General features: G+C 35.2%; 19 protein-coding genes. All 19 read right to left on the reverse strand.

Translation table 11 applies throughout. The features are described 5' to 3' along the window. On the reverse strand, positions 1-312 hold the full coding sequence (gene nuoK / locus PHE88_01650; GenBank protein MDD5686520.1) for an NADH-quinone oxidoreductase subunit NuoK: 312 nt from the start codon (positions 310-312) through the stop codon (positions 1-3). A 3-nt stretch (positions 313-315) separates the two neighbouring features. After that, a complete protein-coding gene (locus PHE88_01655) occupies positions 316-825 on the reverse strand; it encodes an NADH-quinone oxidoreductase subunit J (GenBank protein ID MDD5686521.1) in 510 nt (169 codons plus the stop codon). Then, positions 819-1,223: an NADH-quinone oxidoreductase subunit I gene (locus tag PHE88_01660; GenBank protein MDD5686522.1), complete on the reverse strand. Its 405-nt coding sequence runs from the start codon at positions 1,221-1,223 to the stop codon at positions 819-821. The genes PHE88_01655 and PHE88_01660 overlap by 7 nt, the downstream gene beginning before the upstream one ends. 93 nt (positions 1,224-1,316) lie before the next feature. Further along, complete coding sequence (gene nuoH, locus PHE88_01665; protein MDD5686523.1) at positions 1,317-2,288, reverse strand: NADH-quinone oxidoreductase subunit NuoH; 972 nt, start codon at positions 2,286-2,288, stop codon at positions 1,317-1,319. A gap of 292 nt (positions 2,289-2,580) precedes the next feature. After that, a complete protein-coding gene (locus PHE88_01670) occupies positions 2,581-3,684 on the reverse strand; it encodes an NADH-quinone oxidoreductase subunit D (protein ID MDD5686524.1) in 1,104 nt (367 codons plus the stop codon). Continuing rightward, positions 3,677-4,147 carry an NADH-quinone oxidoreductase subunit C gene (locus tag PHE88_01675; GenBank protein ID MDD5686525.1) on the reverse strand — a complete coding sequence of 157 codons (471 nt, stop codon included), beginning with the start codon at positions 4,145-4,147 and terminating at the stop codon, positions 3,677-3,679. Before PHE88_01675 ends, PHE88_01670 begins: the two co-directional genes overlap by 8 nt. 70 nt (positions 4,148-4,217) lie before the next feature. Beyond that, a complete protein-coding gene (locus tag PHE88_01680; protein ID MDD5686526.1) occupies positions 4,218-4,721 on the reverse strand; it encodes an NADH-quinone oxidoreductase subunit B in 504 nt (167 codons plus the stop codon). After that, the gene (ndhC, locus tag PHE88_01685; GenBank protein MDD5686527.1) at positions 4,715-5,068 is read right to left on the reverse strand and encodes an NADH-quinone oxidoreductase subunit A; all 354 of its coding nucleotides are present in this window, start codon (positions 5,066-5,068) and stop codon (positions 4,715-4,717) included. The genes PHE88_01680 and ndhC overlap by 7 nt, the downstream gene beginning before the upstream one ends. Positions 5,069-5,255: 187 nt before the next feature. Continuing rightward, on the reverse strand, positions 5,256-5,630 hold the full coding sequence (locus PHE88_01690; GenBank protein MDD5686528.1) for a CBS domain-containing protein: 375 nt from the start codon (positions 5,628-5,630) through the stop codon (positions 5,256-5,258). Positions 5,631-5,710: 80 nt separating this feature from the next. Then, positions 5,711-6,943: a coproporphyrinogen III oxidase family protein gene (locus PHE88_01695; protein ID MDD5686529.1), complete on the reverse strand. Its 1,233-nt coding sequence runs from the start codon at positions 6,941-6,943 to the stop codon at positions 5,711-5,713. Between the two features lie 25 nt (positions 6,944-6,968). Next, on the reverse strand, positions 6,969-7,880 hold the full coding sequence (locus PHE88_01700; protein MDD5686530.1) for a hypothetical protein: 912 nt from the start codon (positions 7,878-7,880) through the stop codon (positions 6,969-6,971). Next, the gene (tatC, locus tag PHE88_01705) at positions 7,873-8,607 is read right to left on the reverse strand and encodes a twin-arginine translocase subunit TatC (GenBank protein ID MDD5686531.1); all 735 of its coding nucleotides are present in this window, start codon (positions 8,605-8,607) and stop codon (positions 7,873-7,875) included. Before tatC ends, PHE88_01700 begins: the two co-directional genes overlap by 8 nt. A gap of 301 nt (positions 8,608-8,908) precedes the next feature. Then, positions 8,909-9,097: a twin-arginine translocase TatA/TatE family subunit gene (gene tatA / locus PHE88_01710; protein ID MDD5686532.1), complete on the reverse strand. Its 189-nt coding sequence runs from the start codon at positions 9,095-9,097 to the stop codon at positions 8,909-8,911. A 47-nt stretch (positions 9,098-9,144) separates the two neighbouring features. After that, positions 9,145-11,589, reverse strand: coding sequence for a molybdopterin-dependent oxidoreductase (locus PHE88_01715; GenBank protein MDD5686533.1), 2,445 nt, complete (start codon positions 11,587-11,589; stop codon positions 9,145-9,147). 186 nt (positions 11,590-11,775) lie between these two features. Further along, positions 11,776-12,879 carry a polysulfide reductase NrfD gene (gene nrfD, locus PHE88_01720; protein MDD5686534.1) on the reverse strand — a complete coding sequence of 368 codons (1,104 nt, stop codon included), beginning with the start codon at positions 12,877-12,879 and terminating at the stop codon, positions 11,776-11,778. A gap of 24 nt (positions 12,880-12,903) precedes the next feature. Further along, entirely contained in the window at positions 12,904-13,716 is an 813-nt protein-coding gene (locus PHE88_01725; GenBank protein MDD5686535.1) for a 4Fe-4S dicluster domain-containing protein, read from the reverse strand. 36 nt (positions 13,717-13,752) lie between these two features. After that, complete coding sequence (locus tag PHE88_01730; protein ID MDD5686536.1) at positions 13,753-14,346, reverse strand: FMN-binding protein; 594 nt, start codon at positions 14,344-14,346, stop codon at positions 13,753-13,755. A 14-nt stretch (positions 14,347-14,360) separates the two neighbouring features. Then, a complete protein-coding gene (locus tag PHE88_01735; GenBank protein ID MDD5686537.1) occupies positions 14,361-15,359 on the reverse strand; it encodes an FAD:protein FMN transferase in 999 nt (332 codons plus the stop codon). A gap of 80 nt (positions 15,360-15,439) precedes the next feature. Then, the gene (locus PHE88_01740; protein ID MDD5686538.1) at positions 15,440-16,597 is read right to left on the reverse strand and encodes a hypothetical protein; all 1,158 of its coding nucleotides are present in this window, start codon (positions 16,595-16,597) and stop codon (positions 15,440-15,442) included. Positions 16,598-16,670: the final 73 nt, after the last annotated feature.

Raw genomic sequence — 16,670 nt, forward strand, 5'->3', positions numbered from 1 at the left:
CTAACCCTTCATAAGATTGATTTTTTCTATAAAAACTGTTTCAAAATTGCGATATACCGCCAACACCAATGTCAGTCCGACAGCAGCTTCTGCTACTGCCAAAGTAATAACAAATATTGCGAAAATATGACCTGTTAATTTATATGGTATAACATATTTGTTGAATGCAATTAAATTTATGTTTGCTGCATTGAACATAAGTTCTATAGACATAAGGATACCGATGATATTTCGGCGTGTAAGCACACCGAATATCCCTATAACAAAAAGTATCCCCGATAAAACTATATAATGTATTAATGTAATTTCCATATATTATTTTTTATTTTCCCTTGTGAAAACAACCGCACCTATTAATGCTGAAATTAAAACCAGTGATATTACTTCAAATGGTAAAACATATTCACCGAACAATAATTTTCCCAAAGATATTGTCGTCGCCGGCAAAGATTGTCCTGTATTTTGAATTAATGAATTTAACTTTAATATTTTAGCGAATGGAATTGCGAAAATTATAGTACACAAAATAAATCCACATATTACTATAGACTTGAACCATTGTTCATTAGTCTGCTTAAATTTTGTATTTGTAACTTTTTGCGTCAACATAATTGTAAATAACATCAGGACCATAATGCCGCCTACGTATACTAAAATCTGCGCTGCCGCAAAAAAATCCGCCCTTAATATAATGTAGATACCTGCAACACCAATCAAGCATAGAATGAGGAACAAAGCACTATGTAAAATATTACGCAATGTTACTACAAGTATTGCCGATATAATAATTATACCTGCCGTAAAATAAAAAATTATCCCTACCATTTTGTAGTCATCTCTTCCCGATTATAAAAAACAATTTCATAATTTTTAGTATGTTTTATAGCTTTAATTTTTAGCGGACAGATTTCCACACATAAACCGCAAAAATTACATCTGCCGTTGAATACCTCATAAGATTCCACAAATCTTTTTCCGGTTATTTCATCTTTTCTCGTTTGTAAAGTTATACATTGGGACGGACAAATGCGTGCACATAAACCACATCCGGTACATATAGATTTATCGTAACTCAGCACTCCGCGGAACCTATCCGGTAAAACCAATTTTTGTTCCGGATACCGGACAGTAACAGCATGTGTAAAAAGGTATTTTAATGTAATCCTAAATCCTTTTATTAAACTTATAAATCCGTTAAAAATAGTTAAAAGATAACTTTTCATAAGAACAGATTAACATACGTGATTCATTAGCGGAATATTCAACAAGTACCCCCCTAGTTTTGCTCTGCAAAACTGGCAGGGGGGTTCTCCTTTTCATATGAAAAGGAGAACAAAACCTGCTAAAAGTATATTCGCAAAACTTAACGGGATAAGAAATTTCCAGTTAAATTCCATCATTCTATCCACTCTTAAACGGGGAAGAGTCCATCTTACCCACATAAATATAAATACAATAAAATACGTCTTTAGCAAAAACCATATTGATGAAGGTAAAATGGGTCCGTTTCCACCACCTAAAAACAATGTAGTGGCAATGCAAGATGCTAAAAACATATATAAAAATTCTGCCAGGAAAAAAAACGCAAACTTCAATCCGGAATATTCCGTATTATACCCTGAAACAAGTTCTGATTCTGCTTCGGGTATATCAAACGGCACACGGTTTGTCTCTGCTATTGAAGAAGTTAAATAAATAAAAAAGGATATTATACCTACTACCGGATAAAAAATAAACCAGTGATAATTATGCTGGTGTTTTACAATCCTATTCATATTCAACGATTCAGCCGACATCAGTACTGGAACTATAGATAAAATACGCGGTATTTCATATGAAATCATCTGTGCTCCTGCCCTTAATCCTCCTATCAGACTATATTTGTTGCCGGAACTCCATCCTGCTATAATCACTCCTATTACTGTTATGCTTGAAATAGCAAATATATACAATATTCCTAAATCTATATCTGCTACAGAAAGATTTTCACCAAAAGGTATAACAGCATAACATAGAAATGCCGGTATAAAAACTATTACAGGTGCTAATAGATGTAACCATTTATCGGCGCACTCCGGAACGATATCTTCTTTTAAAAATAATTTTATAGCATCTGCAATCGTCTGTGCCCAACCATGCCAGCCACCGGTCCGCATAGGACCCAACCTAACTTGCATATGTGCGGATATTTTTCTTTCCCACCATACAAGAAAAAGAACCGTAACTATTAGAAATACAAGAACAATAATTACCTGAACAAATGTAATAAAAATATCATAAATAACCATAGAAATGTTATATTTAGTAGCTAAAACTTTTAATATTTCATCAATTCTGCTGAATAATTTATATATTTCCATTATACTTTTTTCAGAAAACTCTTATAAGTACAAAGTATTCCGCTTTGATTCCCCGGGTGTCATAACCCACGATTTTTGTCATTGCTAGAACCGATTTATTGGCTCATGGCAATCTCGCCTTTGACGAACTACGTTTTATGAGATTGCTTCGCTATCGCCTGCCTACCGCCAGGCAGGCTCGCAATAACAGTGCGACATAATCTCGTAACATATAGGGGAGCTATCGGTCTATCTCACCCAATACAATATCAATTGAGCCTAAAATAGCAACCATATCTGCTATTTTCCGTCCTACTAATAACTTCTTTAATATCTGCAAATTAGAAAATGAAGGTGTTCGCACTTTCAATCTATAAGGTCTTTCTGTTCCGTCACTGACTAAAAAAATCCCTAAATCGCCTTTTGGAGATTCTACGTGTACATATGTTTCTCCCGGACGTATGGTTTTAGGAGTTTTTGTAGTATAATCGCCGTACTGGGGTATGCTCTTTAATGCCTGTTCAATTATACGAACCGATTCCTCCATTTCCATCATACGCACATAATATCTGTCCCAGCAATCGCCATTCGTACCGGTCGGTATATCAAACTCAAATTTTTTATAAATAGAATAAGTATCATCTTTTCTTATATCGTACTTTACGCCTGATGCGCGCAGCATAGGACCACTCACACCAAAATCAATAAGATCTTCTTTTGAAACTGTACCTACGTTTTTTGTCCTGTCAAGAAATATAACATTATTAGTCAATAAATCATTGTATTCTTTGAATCTTGGTTTAATCCAATTTATGAATTTCCAGCAACTATCAATCCATCCTTCGGGTAAATCTTTTGCTACCCCGCCTATCCGTATATAATTATATGTAAGTCGGCTACCACATACAGATTCAAATAAATCAATTATCATTTCGCGTTCACGAAAGGCATAGAAAAACGGTGAAATTGCACCTATGTCTGCCCCATAGATACCAAAAAAAATCAAATGAGATGCCATTCTCTGTAATTCTAACATTATAACCCGCATATATTCTGCTTTTTCCGGAACCTGAATACTCATAAGTTTTTCAACTGCTAAACAGAATACCATATCATTAGTCATCGAAGATACATAGTCCAATCTATCCATCAAAACAATACATTGAAGATATGTCCTTGATTCAGCAAGTTTTTCTATACCGCGATGTAAATAACCAATATGTGCTTTAACATCAGTTAAAACTTCACCGTCAAGCGTAACAACAAGTCTCAACACGCCATGTGTGGATGGATGCTGAGGACCGACATTCAAAAACATTTCTTCTGTATGCAGCTTTTTAATCATATTTATCCTGAATGTGAATATAATCTTTACGCAACGGATATCCTTCCCAATCTTCCGGTAATAAAATCCTGGTTAAATCAGGGTGTCCATTAAATTTTATGCCAAATAAATCGTATATTTCACGTTCAAACCAATTTGCACCGGCAATAATAGGAATAATTGAATCAACTTCAGGCTTATCTCTTTCAACTTTAACCTTAATCACAATTTTATGCCCGTATGTGAATGAAAAAAGATAAAATACAAGTTCAAAATATTCTTTATAATCTACTGCCGTAATGAAAGACAGATAATCAAATAAAATAGATTTATCTTCTTTAAAATATTTACATATTTCTAATATTTTTTCTTTAGGAATATCAATGTGTAATATATCATCCTGATATACATTATCTTGTCTTTGAAATTCTTTTACATATTTAAACCTGACTTTTATTAAATTTAATAATTCTGATTTATTCATAATTTTTTGCAGAATGCGAAAAATGTATCCCCCTGTCAGTTTTGTCTACGACAAAACTAGGGGGATTGCTTTATAGATGCATTTTTTTAATTTTTTCCTGCAGTTTAATTACTGCATGCATTAATGCCTCAGGTCTTACCGGACAACCGGGTACATATATATCTACCGGAATTATTTTATCTACCCCTTTAACGACAGAATACGAATTGTAAAACGGTCCGCCGGTATTAGCACAACTTCCCATAGAAATAACAAATTTTGGTTCAGGCATCTGACGATATAACCTTATAATAGCAGGTGCCATTTTTTTCACAACAGTCCCGGCAACTATCATGCAATCAGCCTGCCTTGGAGTAGGACGCATAAATACACCAAATCTATCAAAATCAAATCTACTGGCATATGAAGACATCATTTCTATAGCACAGCATGCTAATCCAAAAGTAAGCGGCCAAACAGATGACATTCTTGACCAGTTAATAATAAATTCTGTTGAAGTAAGTAAAATTTTCCCGCCAAACGGTAACTTACGCGATATTACGGGAATTTTATCAAGAATTATACTATTTACCATTCTAATGCTCCTTTACGCCAGGCATATATTAATCCTAAAAAAAGTATCATTATAAATATCAACATCTCCAAAAAACTTGTTATTCCGAGTTGTTTGAACGTAACTGCCCAAGGATAAAGATATACCGCTTCTATATCAAATATTATAAATATCAATGCAAATACATAATAGCGAACATTAAACTGTATCCATGAAGAACCAAACGGTTCAATACCGCATTCATATGTGGTATTTTTAACTTCGTCATATTTAAATACACGAAGTAAATATGCAAGTGTCAATCCGATTACGACAAATCCTATTCCAATAATAATAAAAAATAAAACAGGTAAATATCCTTTGTTCATAGTTATTTTCTGAACTCTTTAATCAGAGAATTCCCCGCATCTTGATGCGGGTTTGCAACAACAGTATCATTCTGACCCGCCAACGGTTTAGTGACGGGGAAGAATCTCAAAAACGAGATGCTTCACTATCGTTCAGCATGACTACACTGTTTACTGAACTCTTACTAAGATGGTACCTTTTATGCTGTTACATCAGTGAATGGAGTATATCTCTCCGGCTGATAATACCTACAAGTTTGTCTCCATCAATAATCGGAACCCGTCTAAAATTGCTCTTTGTAAAACATGATGATATTTTATCAATATCAGTATCCGATGTGAAACTGACGACCTTTTTTGTCATTGCTTCTTCGACTTTCATGAAACGCAAATTGCTGCTAAATGTAAATGCAAAATTCAATATATCTTTTTCTGTTATTATTCCTATAACCTTTTCACCGGTATCAACCACAGGTATCCCTGTTATTCTCTTTGACTCCAATAATTCCATTACATCCATCAAAGTAGCATCTTTAGATATAGTAACTACTTTTTTTGTCATAACATCTTTTGCTTTTAACATAATCCCCCCGATATAATGTTCATTATATCTGATTAAACAGATTTTTGAGAACATCCTTCTCTTTATTGAATGTCTAAATATTAATCGATTTGTAAACGCATTTTCTCACGAAATGTATTCACTGTATTGAAAAATTCAGACATTATTCGTATCCAGAGATACATACCGTACTTTGTCAGACGAAACAATCGACCTTCGTTCCGTATTCCACCCATCATCCTTATAATAATGTATTCAGGAAACATCATAAACCAAAACTTCAACCCATATTTACGCATAATATATTCACGGTCAAGACTTAAACCAAAGAACTTGATTATGAAGTCATAACACATCCGCTGTTTTAATGTAAGAACTTTTTTCCTTGTAATACCGCTGAGACCACATTCTATGCGACTTATATACTGTTTAAGGGAAAAAGTCGTAGAATACATCACACCGTCAACATAACTGAATGCTCCACTACCTACGCCGATATAATCGTCACAATTGATAATATATTCATCAATCATTAAACTGTTCCGTGAAAAACACCAAGCTGAACTAGCCTTATATGCAGGCACCATATTATTAAGGATAATTTCATAATATTTTCTGAGCCGCACCTGATTCGTCACACCCATTGTACGCAATACTTTTGTCCTTACACTCTCCGGCACCATAAATGGATAAAACGATATCTGGTCAATCTTGAGATTCATGAGAATATCAATATCACGTTGCAAGGAATATTTTGTCTGATTCGGCTGATTTATTATCATATCTACATTAAGTGTCTGGAACTTACCCTGAACTGTCTTGAGACGAGCTATTGTTTTTTCACCACTACCATACTTTTCATAACGCCCCATTTGTTGTAACAAATCATCATCAAAACTTTGGACTCCTACCGACAATCTCACAACACCGGCATTCTTCAGTATATTAAGTATATCATCGTGCAAATCGTCCGGATTTGTTTCAACTGATATCTTACAGTCAGGAAATAATGAACGTAGAAGTATGAGCGTTTCGTGTAACTCTGATGGTGCAACCGTAGGTGTTCCACCACCAATATATACATCGGAAAACATATAACCATGTTTATGGTAATGTCTAATCTCTGCTCTCAACGCCTTGAAGTAGTGTTTTGCTTCATTTTCGTTAAAGCTTATGCGATGGAACGAACAGTATGGACATAGAACTTTACAAAATGGTATATGTACATAGAGATAACAAGGTTTATTCACAAATGGAATCTGTTGTGAAATAACATCACATCTATCAAAATTCATAATATTTTTTGTAATAATTTTATTAAATATTGTTTTCATCGGTAATTTTATACTTTTTTGTAGTTTAGTATTCAAGTACCAAACTCGTGACAATACCCCAATGTGTTTCCATCCGGGCACCTTTGTCTATTGGAAACACAAATCCGAGTCCTGGCCGTGGCAATACCTGTCCGATGTCTTTACAATTGAAGCGAAATCCCATATTTCCGATGAGATTGTTGTGTCCTGAGTCATCCTTGTTTAACTCGGTCTCTCCTTTCAATTCAAATATCGGTACGAATTGTTGTACTCCGGGCAAAGCCAGTTCATCTTTCGGAATCCGATATCCAAAAACAAAGCTGTATTCAAAGGTCTGTAAGCCGCCGTCATCACCGCCACCGAAAAGTTTTGAATAGCCAAATATGGACTGAAGAGTAAAATGATCACCAAGTTTTAAGTCGTTAAATATTTTGGGGACTAACTCGGTATTTTTGCTGATATCAGTGTTTATCGGAGTTCCTATTTCAATCGCTATGCCAAAAGTCGAATCTACAAATCCTTTATCAGAGATGAATTGATGAACGGGATATCTCGCACCTAAACTAGCATTACCGATGCCTTGCGAAGTTTGACCTTGTGATGTATCGCTCTCAAACGGAACTTCAAGTTCCACGGTCAGCAGACCGAAACCTTTCTCCACCTCCGCCTTAACAGTATCGCTTTGTTGATTATTTTTTTCAGTATGTAACCAATCAATGCGGTCTTCATTGACTTCCAAGTCTGAATCATCCACCAGAAAAGGCTCAGGAAATAGTCCCTGTCCATAGTCACTGCGATGGTCCAGCCAGTTGAATATACCGTATCGCTCACCCGACGATTGCGTTGCTATGGATAAAGCTGATGCAACCTGCTCATCTATTACTATTATTGTAAAAGTGCATATTCCTATAAACACGAACATATATGACAAGTCAAAAAACATTCTACTTTTATTCATTTACAACCTCTTTTTGCTGTTTTTTAAAGTTTGAGTTATTAAAAACTAATTTAGAAAGTAAGATACTTATCTCATAAAGAATCAATGTAGGAATAGCCATCATAAATTGTGAAAATATATCAGGTCCTGGAGTCAATATTCCGGACACAAGAAAAATTAACACAATTGCATACTTACGATTTTTGGATAACCACTTTGGAGTAATCACTCCTAATTTTACAAGGAATAGAATCACAAGCGGTAACTGAAAAATAACTCCAAAAGCCAGCAAAAAAATAGTTACAAAAGATAGGTATGAATCTACTGAAATCATAGGTTGAATATTTTCTGTACCCAAAGAAAGTAAATATTTCATTCCAGTAGGCAATACCGCATAAAAAGCAAAAAACATACCTGCAACAAACAGAAAATAAGAAGATAGGATAATCAAGTAACCATATCGCCGTTCTGTTTTTAAAAATCCAGGACTGACAAATTTCCATATCTGGTAAATAATAACTGGCAGAGATACAAAAACAGCACTATAAAATGCTAATTTTAATCTAACAAAAAACGCCTCAGTAAGTTTAAGGAAAACAAGATGTCCTATTTGCTTAGATAAGACCAATAAAATTTTATCACTGTAGTAAAAACAAAATACTCCACAGATAAAAATTGTCATTAAACAAACAATTATACGTTTCCTTAGTTCTGTCAGGTGTTCAACCAGAGTAAGATTTTGTTCCATAGGATATACTTCACTACGAGACCGTATCGCAATAACTGTTTTTTTGTTTTTGTCATTCCCAAATACATTAATCCCCGATAAAGACACTCGGGAACGAATCCAGTCTCTGAAGATAACACAACCTCATAGATTCCCGTTTTCGAGGCTGTGTCACAATGCCATTGCGAGCGTTAGTGAAGCAATCTCATAAAATATAGCTCGTAGAAGAAGGGATTGCCACGAGCCAATAAATTGGCTCTCGCAATGACAAATCATGGGTTGTGACACAGTAGCTACGCCCATGATGCTACAGCACTACGTGTCATTTATTTTCTTCTTTTTTTTCTTCACCAAGTTTCTTAATTTCTTCTTCTGATTCTTTAATCCCTCTCTTAAATGCACCTATACTCTTTCCAAGTGATTTGGCTATTTCTGGTATTTTTGCTGAACCAAAAATAAGCAACGCAATCACAAGAACTACTAAAAGTTCCGGCATGCCTAATCCAAACATAACTCACCCCCGTGCCGACCAAGGTCGGCAACTACATCTATTTATACTTATATTTTATAAATCTTTACACAACATTCTTTATGTAATGCCTGACCTGAAATAGGGCAGGAGGCAGTGGGTCTTAGTGAAGCATCACTTGTACCACGACCTTTCGCTATTTCGCCCAATGCCCAGTGACCGAATCCATACTGTAATCCGACAACTTCGGGATGCATTCCTTCAGTTGTTTTTGTTTTGGCTTTGACTTTACCGTAAAGAGATTCTATCCAAACAATATCTCCATCTCTTATTCCTAATTTTTTTGCTGTATCAATATTTATCCTAAGTGGATTTTCTGATTTTAATTCCGCAAGATAAGCATTATTTTGTGTCCTTGTATGTGTATGTGATGCTTCTCCCCAATTGATTAAATACAATGGATATTTTTCATCAGGTTGCCAAGCCCGGGGAATATATACAGATAATTGATAAAGTGATTTGCCGTTGGCATCTCTTTTATCTTTATGTTTCTCTGCATAAAAATGTATTTTTCCTGTTGGAGTTAAAAATCCTCTTGTTGGTATACCATCTTTTAAGAATCCAATCTGTCTGTCTTTTTTTCCATCCTTGACACTGTATATAATTAGTCCTTCAGTAATTGTATCCTTTAATTTATTTTCAGGAATGGGTTTTTTATATTTATCGTATTCGGTGCCTTTACTACTAACCCAAACTGCGCCGGGTAGTTTTTTTAATTCTTCTAAAGTAATTTTGGGCTCACCTTCTTTTAATTCCCTGGAAAGTGACTCTTCATACCATTTGGTTTTATTGGCAATTCGATTCCCTGACATTTTACCAACCCAGAAAAATTCCTTTCCGTCTTTTTCCTTAAGTCCTAACTGACGACCAAGTTCACAAACAAACTCATATTCTGTCGGCTGATTAAAAACCGGTTTTACTACGGGCTGTCTAAGTCCGACTGCGGGCCATGTTACCCAATGCGTATTTAAGTCGTATCTTTCAAAATATGTCGTTCCCGGAATAACAATATCGGCGAATTGAGCTGTTTCTGACAAAAGAATATCATTGACTACTACGAACTCAAGTTTAGATAATGCTTTAGAAACTGTCTCGGTTCCAGGAACTGACATCAATGGATTTTGAAAAATTATCATTGCTATTTTTGGTTGGTATGGACCTTTCCCTTCTGCAATATTTTTGAAGATTTCAGTGTATACACCTGATTTATGGAAATATGGATATTTATCTTTACCATAATCCATCCGCTTTTCCTTCAATGTTTTCTCTGAAGTATCATCAGGATAAGTTTCAATATGTTTATTCCCTTTCCTGTCGGGGATAATCAAAGTGCCCGGCTTTTCGATTTGTCCGACAAGTGCAGCCAATAATCCGATTGCCCATCCGCTATAAAACTGATTTGAGTGTTGTCCTATCCCGGACCATACATCAACTATTGCAGGTTTAGTAGTTGCAAACTCGATTGCAATCCGTTCAATTGTCTTTGCCGGAACGGAAGTTATTTTCTCAGCCCATTCAGGTGTTTTATTTTTAACATACTTAGCATATTCTTCGAAACCCGTTGTCCACTCTTTAACAAATTCTTCATCATAAAGTTTTTTACTGATTATCACATTGCCCATTGCCAAAGCCATAGCTCCGTCAGTAGATGGTCTTATCGGTATCCATTCCTGTGCTTTTGTTGCAGTCCCGCTTAAATTTGGATCAACAACAACAAGTTTCGCTCCTTTTTCTATTGCTCTTGGAATGATTCTACCTAAATGGGCCCAATTGAACGATGAAAGCGGATTCCAGCCAAAGAGCAGAATGTATTTTGAATTAATGAAATCACATAATGGTCTTTCATCTCCCATCATTACTTTGAAACTGGATTTTCTTGCAGTATCATACAGATTGGAATCCACTGAATAATTAGGTGTGCCATATAATTTACAAAAATCATCTTGAATATGTTTAAATGAATGGTTTTCAGAAAACCATAAAAGTTTATGTGCTTCACCATTATTCCGAAGTTTTTTTAGTCGTGATACTATCTCCTTATATGCTTCATCCCAGGAAATTTCTTTCCACTTTGGGTCAACTCCTATACCTTTATTGGGATTAGTTCTCTTCAACGGTGTTTTCACTCTGTCAGGGTCATACAAAGTAGCTATTCCGGCATTACCCTTAGGACAAATTAATCCGCCTTCTATTAGATGGTTCTTAAAAAAATCTTCGGAATTGTTAGAAAAATTAATTGGGTTATGCGGGTTTGGTTCAATTTTTACTACTTTGCCATCAATAGTTCTAACAAGAATACCGGATTGTCCGCCACACATATTGCAACAGGATGGTATCCATTCCTCTTTGCCAATTTGGTCCTGCTCAGCAGGTTCTTTTTCTTTTTTCAATGCGGAAACAAGTTTTTTACCAAAAACTAACGTTCCTGTTACTATTCCGGCAATACCTAAAAATTTTCTTCTTGTTAGTTTCACAGTTTTAACCTCCTAATTAGTGTCTGTTGAAAAAACCCTCAACAGCCACTGATTACATCCATCCCGACGTAACGTCGGGACAGGAATTTTGAAAACCTATTACACAGATACATCACTGACATTTAATTTGTGTAATCTCACTTTTAATCTATGTAATCATAGTTTTTGTGCTTTTTTTAACAAAAGCTATTTACTCCGCACTCTCAAAGGTATAATTTGAAAAGCGATGATAAATAAAAATATTCCTAAAGCATATGTACCGGCAATTAACGACCATTCTACCCATGTAGGAGAATAAGCAGCAAAATAAGGTAAAAAAGTATGGTAAAAACTCGGTAGAATTATGTTGGTTCTCTCAGCAAAAACACCCAAAAAGCACATTAAAGAAACTATTCCTACCCCAAATACCGCTTTACCTAAGGGAGATATTATCAAAATAAAAGGCAATACAATCCCGACTCCTATATCTAACCAGAAAATTTTGGCAAACTTTCCGGTAAGTAGTTCCTTAATAATAACTAAATGTTCCGGTACCTGAGCATATAAACCGGTTATAATCTCAGAAAAAAGAAAATAGAATAAAAGGGGTAAAAGAAATTTAAGATATTTTCCTAAACTGATAATTATATCATCCTCTATATTAAAACCTAAAATTGTACGGGAAAATATTAATGCCAGGACAATCAAACCCAAACCGGATACTAATGCCGAAATAATAAACAACGGAGCCAAAATAGTTGTATGCCAGCCCGGCTGCGATTTCATCAAACCAAAAATCCAGGCAGTAACAGAATGCACAAGTACAAATGTCGGAACGGAAATGTAAGCAAATATTTTGGTTAGTTTATGAAAACCAACAATGTCGGATATGAGAAGCGCCAAACAAAGTACAAGATAAATATTGATTACTGCTACATCCCAGGTCAACGGAGAAGTGATTTGAGGGTAAAGAATAACATTAAGTAACCGGTCAGCTCGCCCGAGATCAAGAACAATAGTAACAATAGCAAGGACTAAACTTATAATCGCTACTACTTCTGTAATTCGTCCGATAGGTTTGTATTTTTCCATACCGGCAAGATGACAAAGTGATGCTACGGCAATTCCTCCGGCACTAACACCAATAAAAAACACAAAATTAACTATGTATAATCCCCAGAAAACCGGTTTATTCATTCCGGTTACACCTAAACCATAAGTCAACTGGTGAATATAGGCAAATAACATCCACCCGATAGATATTAACATTAATACACTTACAATTTTTACTTTTGTTGATATTTTTTCCACAATATTTACCTCCCAAAAATAATTTTATGCTTCTTTAAGATAAAATACTTTTGGTTCATTACCCAGTTGTTCTTCCAAGCGATATGCACGACCGCTTCTCACCAATTTTGAAACTTTACTTTCAGGATCATTTAAATCACCAAAATATCTTGCTTTACTCATACAGGTCTGGGCACAAGCGGGAAGATGAACAAATTCTTCGTCCTTCGGATCGCGACGTTCTTTATCCGCCTGTTCAACAACCTTATTAATGCGATGAAGACAAAATGTACATTTTTCCACAATACCTGTATATCTCATTTCCACTTCCGGATTAAATGTACCTTCTCTTTCTTTAGGCCAGTGCGGTTTTGACCAATTAAAATATCTCGCCCCATAAGGACATGCAACGGCACAATAACGGCAACCTATACAAACCTCATGGTCAACGAGTACAATACCGTCTTCGTTCTTATAAGATGCCCCTGTAGGACAAACCTTTACACAAGTAGGGTGTTCACAGTGAAAACATGGTCTTGGCCAAAAATTTCTTTTAGTAAACGGATAATTCTTTTCTTCTTTAAATAATACTTCATTCCAGAAAATTTTTCTTCCTGTTTTACCTGAATAGTCGACCGGCGTATTGTTCTCTACCTTGCAAGCAACCGTGCAAGATTCACACCCTATACATCTTCGCAGGTCAATGACCATAGCATACTTTTTTGTCCCAAGTTCAGGCATAACATCTTCGGCATGAACTTTAACCAATAAACTTTCCAATGTTGCCAGAGCAATACCTGTACCTGCTATTTTAAGAAATTCCTTTTTAGAAAATTTCTTCTCAAATAGTTTTTCCATATATTTAAACCCCCTAATTCAGGGAAATATTTACTGTTATTTTTTTAGAATAACTTTCCCGTAAAGTAAAGTTACTTTCCTAACAGCAAAACATGTCGCTTCGGAAGATATTGTTGCTCCACTAATAGCCCGTATATCTTTTCCAATTATACAAGTGTCATTGCTATCCTTACCTACAAACTGATCTAAAAAACTATGACGGGCAATAGGACGACCTCTTTTTTCTGAATATGACATTACTGCCAAGTTTTTAACCTTTCCGTTAGACGGATCTAATGCTATAATATACTTCACAGGACCCCATTTTCCCGGTTGTTCTTCAATTATCGCCACTCCTGTTTTTTGTCCTTTCTTAATACAATAATAAAAATCATATTCTGTTTTCTCTTTTACGCTTCCTCCAATACTATGTCCTTTTGAAGAATGGACTAACTCACCGCCCAAACTTTTCTTGATACTGCTTATTTCATCAGAAGTTAATACATGGTTTTCGGTTTCTATTTTGTCCGCACCCGGAAACATTTCTTTTAACGCCTGCTCCTGATTAAGAAGTTCCAATGAAAAACAATTTTTAGAAATTGCAACAATGCTAAAAAACAATATTGTTATTACTATTATTTTAATCTTCATTTTAAATTTCCTCCTTATTTTTTTATAATCTTAAGATTTTCTTTCAGACCGGATGAATACAGAATTTTATTCTCCGTGGTCACCATTATTGCTTCTGCTATAGATGTTTTTTCCACAATATCCATTCCTTTTTCACCTATTACAAAAAGCGCTGTTGACCATGCATCCGCTAATGTCGGATTAGGAGAAATTACAGTAACACTCATTAATCCTCTTGCAGGATAACCGGTTTTAGGGTCAAGTATGTGGTGATATCTTACACCGTCTTTTTCAAAGAACCTTTCATAATCACCGGAGGTAGCCATAGATAACTCCGACACTTCAAGAATACCCATAACACCTTCGCCCCTAGGGTTCCTAACTCCTACTTTCCACGGCTTATCTTTCAATTTACCTATCGCATAAATATCACCTCCTGCATCTATTAACGCCGATTTTACCCCTGCATTTTTAAGCACTTTAAGTGCTTCCTCCACTGCATAACCTTTTGCAATTGCTCCAAGATCAATTTTAATATATTTTTTAATTTTTATTAACTTACCATCTTTTATTAAAAGATTTTTATACCCTATTTTCTTTAAACATTCGGCAATATCTTTTGCTGCAGGTACATGCATATCTTTATCGTAAAAACCCCATAACTTTACCAGAGGATATACCGTAATATCAAAACTACCATTGCTTTGTTCGCTAACCTGCTGGCATATCTTTATTAAACCAACTATTTCGGGGTCTGAAATAGGAACATCGTTATTATTAAATTCATAAATAGGACTTTTAGGATTTAACGCATTAAATTTCCTGTCAATTTCTTCTATCCTATCAAGTGCCTTATCAATAATTTTAAGTACCTCCGTATTTCCCGGAACCTGTATAGCACAGTAAGTATCCATCAGAAAACGTGTTTGTTTTTGTATCTTTTCTTTATTAAAAAAATTCTTCCAAAGAAAAACTAACGCAAAAAACACAATAAATGTACCTAAAATACCATATGTTAATCTTTTGATTTTCATTTAGATATCTCCGCACTACAAATCTGTGTAAGGCGGGAACTAAATCCCCGCCTTACACAATTTTATTTTCTAATATTAAATTAGAAAGTTGTCCTCCAACCAAGAACTACACGGCTATACTTAAGTTTCGCAGAATCATCATCTCTTTTGTTGTTAGTAAAGTTTGTCTGAAGAAATACAATTGACTCCGGAGAAGCGTAAAAATTAAGTATCGGCGATATGTTACTATATGTTTCACCTACCTTGGTCTGTTTAGAAGAAGTTGTTCCTGCTATTGTTTTGTCAGCACTGGTAAAATTATAATCATATTGTGCATAACTCAACAATATCCGCACCCATGGATAAATTCTATACGCAACTTTTGCATAGTAACCCCACGGCTTAAGGTCACCGTATCCTTTTGAAAGGTCGGTTTTAACAGTGTTATCATAAAGTTCTTTATTTTCCCAGATGCCTCCCATATATTCACTTCTAAACATAAACTTTCCTTTTTCAAAACCAAGTCCGCCTGACCATCTGTTCACATCATATTTATCAGCCGCATCCCATTTATAAGTAAAAAAAGAACCCATAATTTTGAAGTTACCTATTTCAGGAGCAACATGAACCATTATTCCTTTGTTATTGTTATTATCACCATATGTAGCGCCACCATTAACAATATAAAGATAAGCGGGAAGAGAAACCGCTCCTAACCCGAAATCTTTTAATTCAAAGTTCTTATAAAGTTCAATTCCACCTTCATCAGATGAACCTAAATAACCGTTAGCACTTGCATAGTTGGCATGGTATTCTTCTCCATAAAATAATTGCGCACCGTAATCCTCGGTAAATATGGGCCTTAAAATACCAGCTGTTAGTTCTACTTGATAAGGTAACTTCGCAGTTATCTGTGCTCTGACAAAACCAATACTTGGTGTAATACCGGCAGTCGGATCTTTCAATTGTGAACCTATCGCTGTTCCCAATTTAGGCGTAGCACTGGTAGATGCACTTATTTTCGGCTCTATATCAAGCGAGAGTTTATCCGTCAATTCCCGGCTGATAAAAATATATAAACTACTGAACCCGAATTGAGAAATCTGGTTTCTCTTAACATCATTGCTTTTCCCGGAAGATACATCATAAAGATAAAACTTTAGATCCCCGCCGATTTTTCCTTCGCCTGCTTGGAGCGAAGGAACTAAACCAACCATCAAACAGCAAATCGCTGTTAAAAACAAAAATTTTCTTGACATCTTTCCCCTCCTTTTATTTTTTTTCACTTGTATTATTTTGATACAAGCTTTTTTACTACACTAAACTTCTTTC

The organism is Elusimicrobiota bacterium, assembly GCA_028718185.1.
Lineage (GTDB): Bacteria > Elusimicrobiota > UBA8919 > UBA8919 > UBA8919 > JAQUMH01.

What these genes read in the sequence shown, in the direction of transcription:
- nuoK (MDD5686520.1), bottom strand. Translation starts at nt 312, where the DNA reads ATGGAAATTACATTAATACATTATATAGTTTTATCGGGGATACTTTTT.
- PHE88_01655 (MDD5686521.1), bottom strand. Translation starts at nt 825, where the DNA reads ATGGTAGGGATAATTTTTTATTTTACGGCAGGTATAATTATTATATCG.
- PHE88_01660 (MDD5686522.1), bottom strand. Translation starts at nt 1,223, where the DNA reads ATGAAAAGTTATCTTTTAACTATTTTTAACGGATTTATAAGTTTAATA.
- nuoH (MDD5686523.1), bottom strand. Translation starts at nt 2,288, where the DNA reads ATGGTTATTTATGATATTTTTATTACATTTGTTCAGGTAATTATTGTT.
- PHE88_01670 (MDD5686524.1), bottom strand. Translation starts at nt 3,684, where the DNA reads ATGATTAAAAAGCTGCATACAGAAGAAATGTTTTTGAATGTCGGTCCT.
- PHE88_01675 (MDD5686525.1), bottom strand. Translation starts at nt 4,147, where the DNA reads ATGAATAAATCAGAATTATTAAATTTAATAAAAGTCAGGTTTAAATAT.
- PHE88_01680 (MDD5686526.1), bottom strand. Translation starts at nt 4,721, where the DNA reads ATGGTAAATAGTATAATTCTTGATAAAATTCCCGTAATATCGCGTAAG.
- ndhC (MDD5686527.1), bottom strand. Translation starts at nt 5,068, where the DNA reads ATGAACAAAGGATATTTACCTGTTTTATTTTTTATTATTATTGGAATA.
- PHE88_01690 (MDD5686528.1), bottom strand. Translation starts at nt 5,630, where the DNA reads ATGTTAAAAGCAAAAGATGTTATGACAAAAAAAGTAGTTACTATATCT.
- PHE88_01695 (MDD5686529.1), bottom strand. Translation starts at nt 6,943, where the DNA reads ATGAAAACAATATTTAATAAAATTATTACAAAAAATATTATGAATTTT.
- PHE88_01700 (MDD5686530.1), bottom strand. Translation starts at nt 7,880, where the DNA reads ATGAATAAAAGTAGAATGTTTTTTGACTTGTCATATATGTTCGTGTTT.
- tatC (MDD5686531.1), bottom strand. Translation starts at nt 8,607, where the DNA reads ATGGAACAAAATCTTACTCTGGTTGAACACCTGACAGAACTAAGGAAA.
- tatA (MDD5686532.1), bottom strand. Translation starts at nt 9,097, where the DNA reads ATGTTTGGATTAGGCATGCCGGAACTTTTAGTAGTTCTTGTGATTGCG.
- PHE88_01725 (MDD5686535.1), bottom strand. Translation starts at nt 13,716, where the DNA reads ATGGAAAAACTATTTGAGAAGAAATTTTCTAAAAAGGAATTTCTTAAA.
- PHE88_01730 (MDD5686536.1), bottom strand. Translation starts at nt 14,346, where the DNA reads ATGAAGATTAAAATAATAGTAATAACAATATTGTTTTTTAGCATTGTT.
- PHE88_01735 (MDD5686537.1), bottom strand. Translation starts at nt 15,359, where the DNA reads ATGAAAATCAAAAGATTAACATATGGTATTTTAGGTACATTTATTGTG.
- PHE88_01740 (MDD5686538.1), bottom strand. Translation starts at nt 16,597, where the DNA reads ATGTCAAGAAAATTTTTGTTTTTAACAGCGATTTGCTGTTTGATGGTT.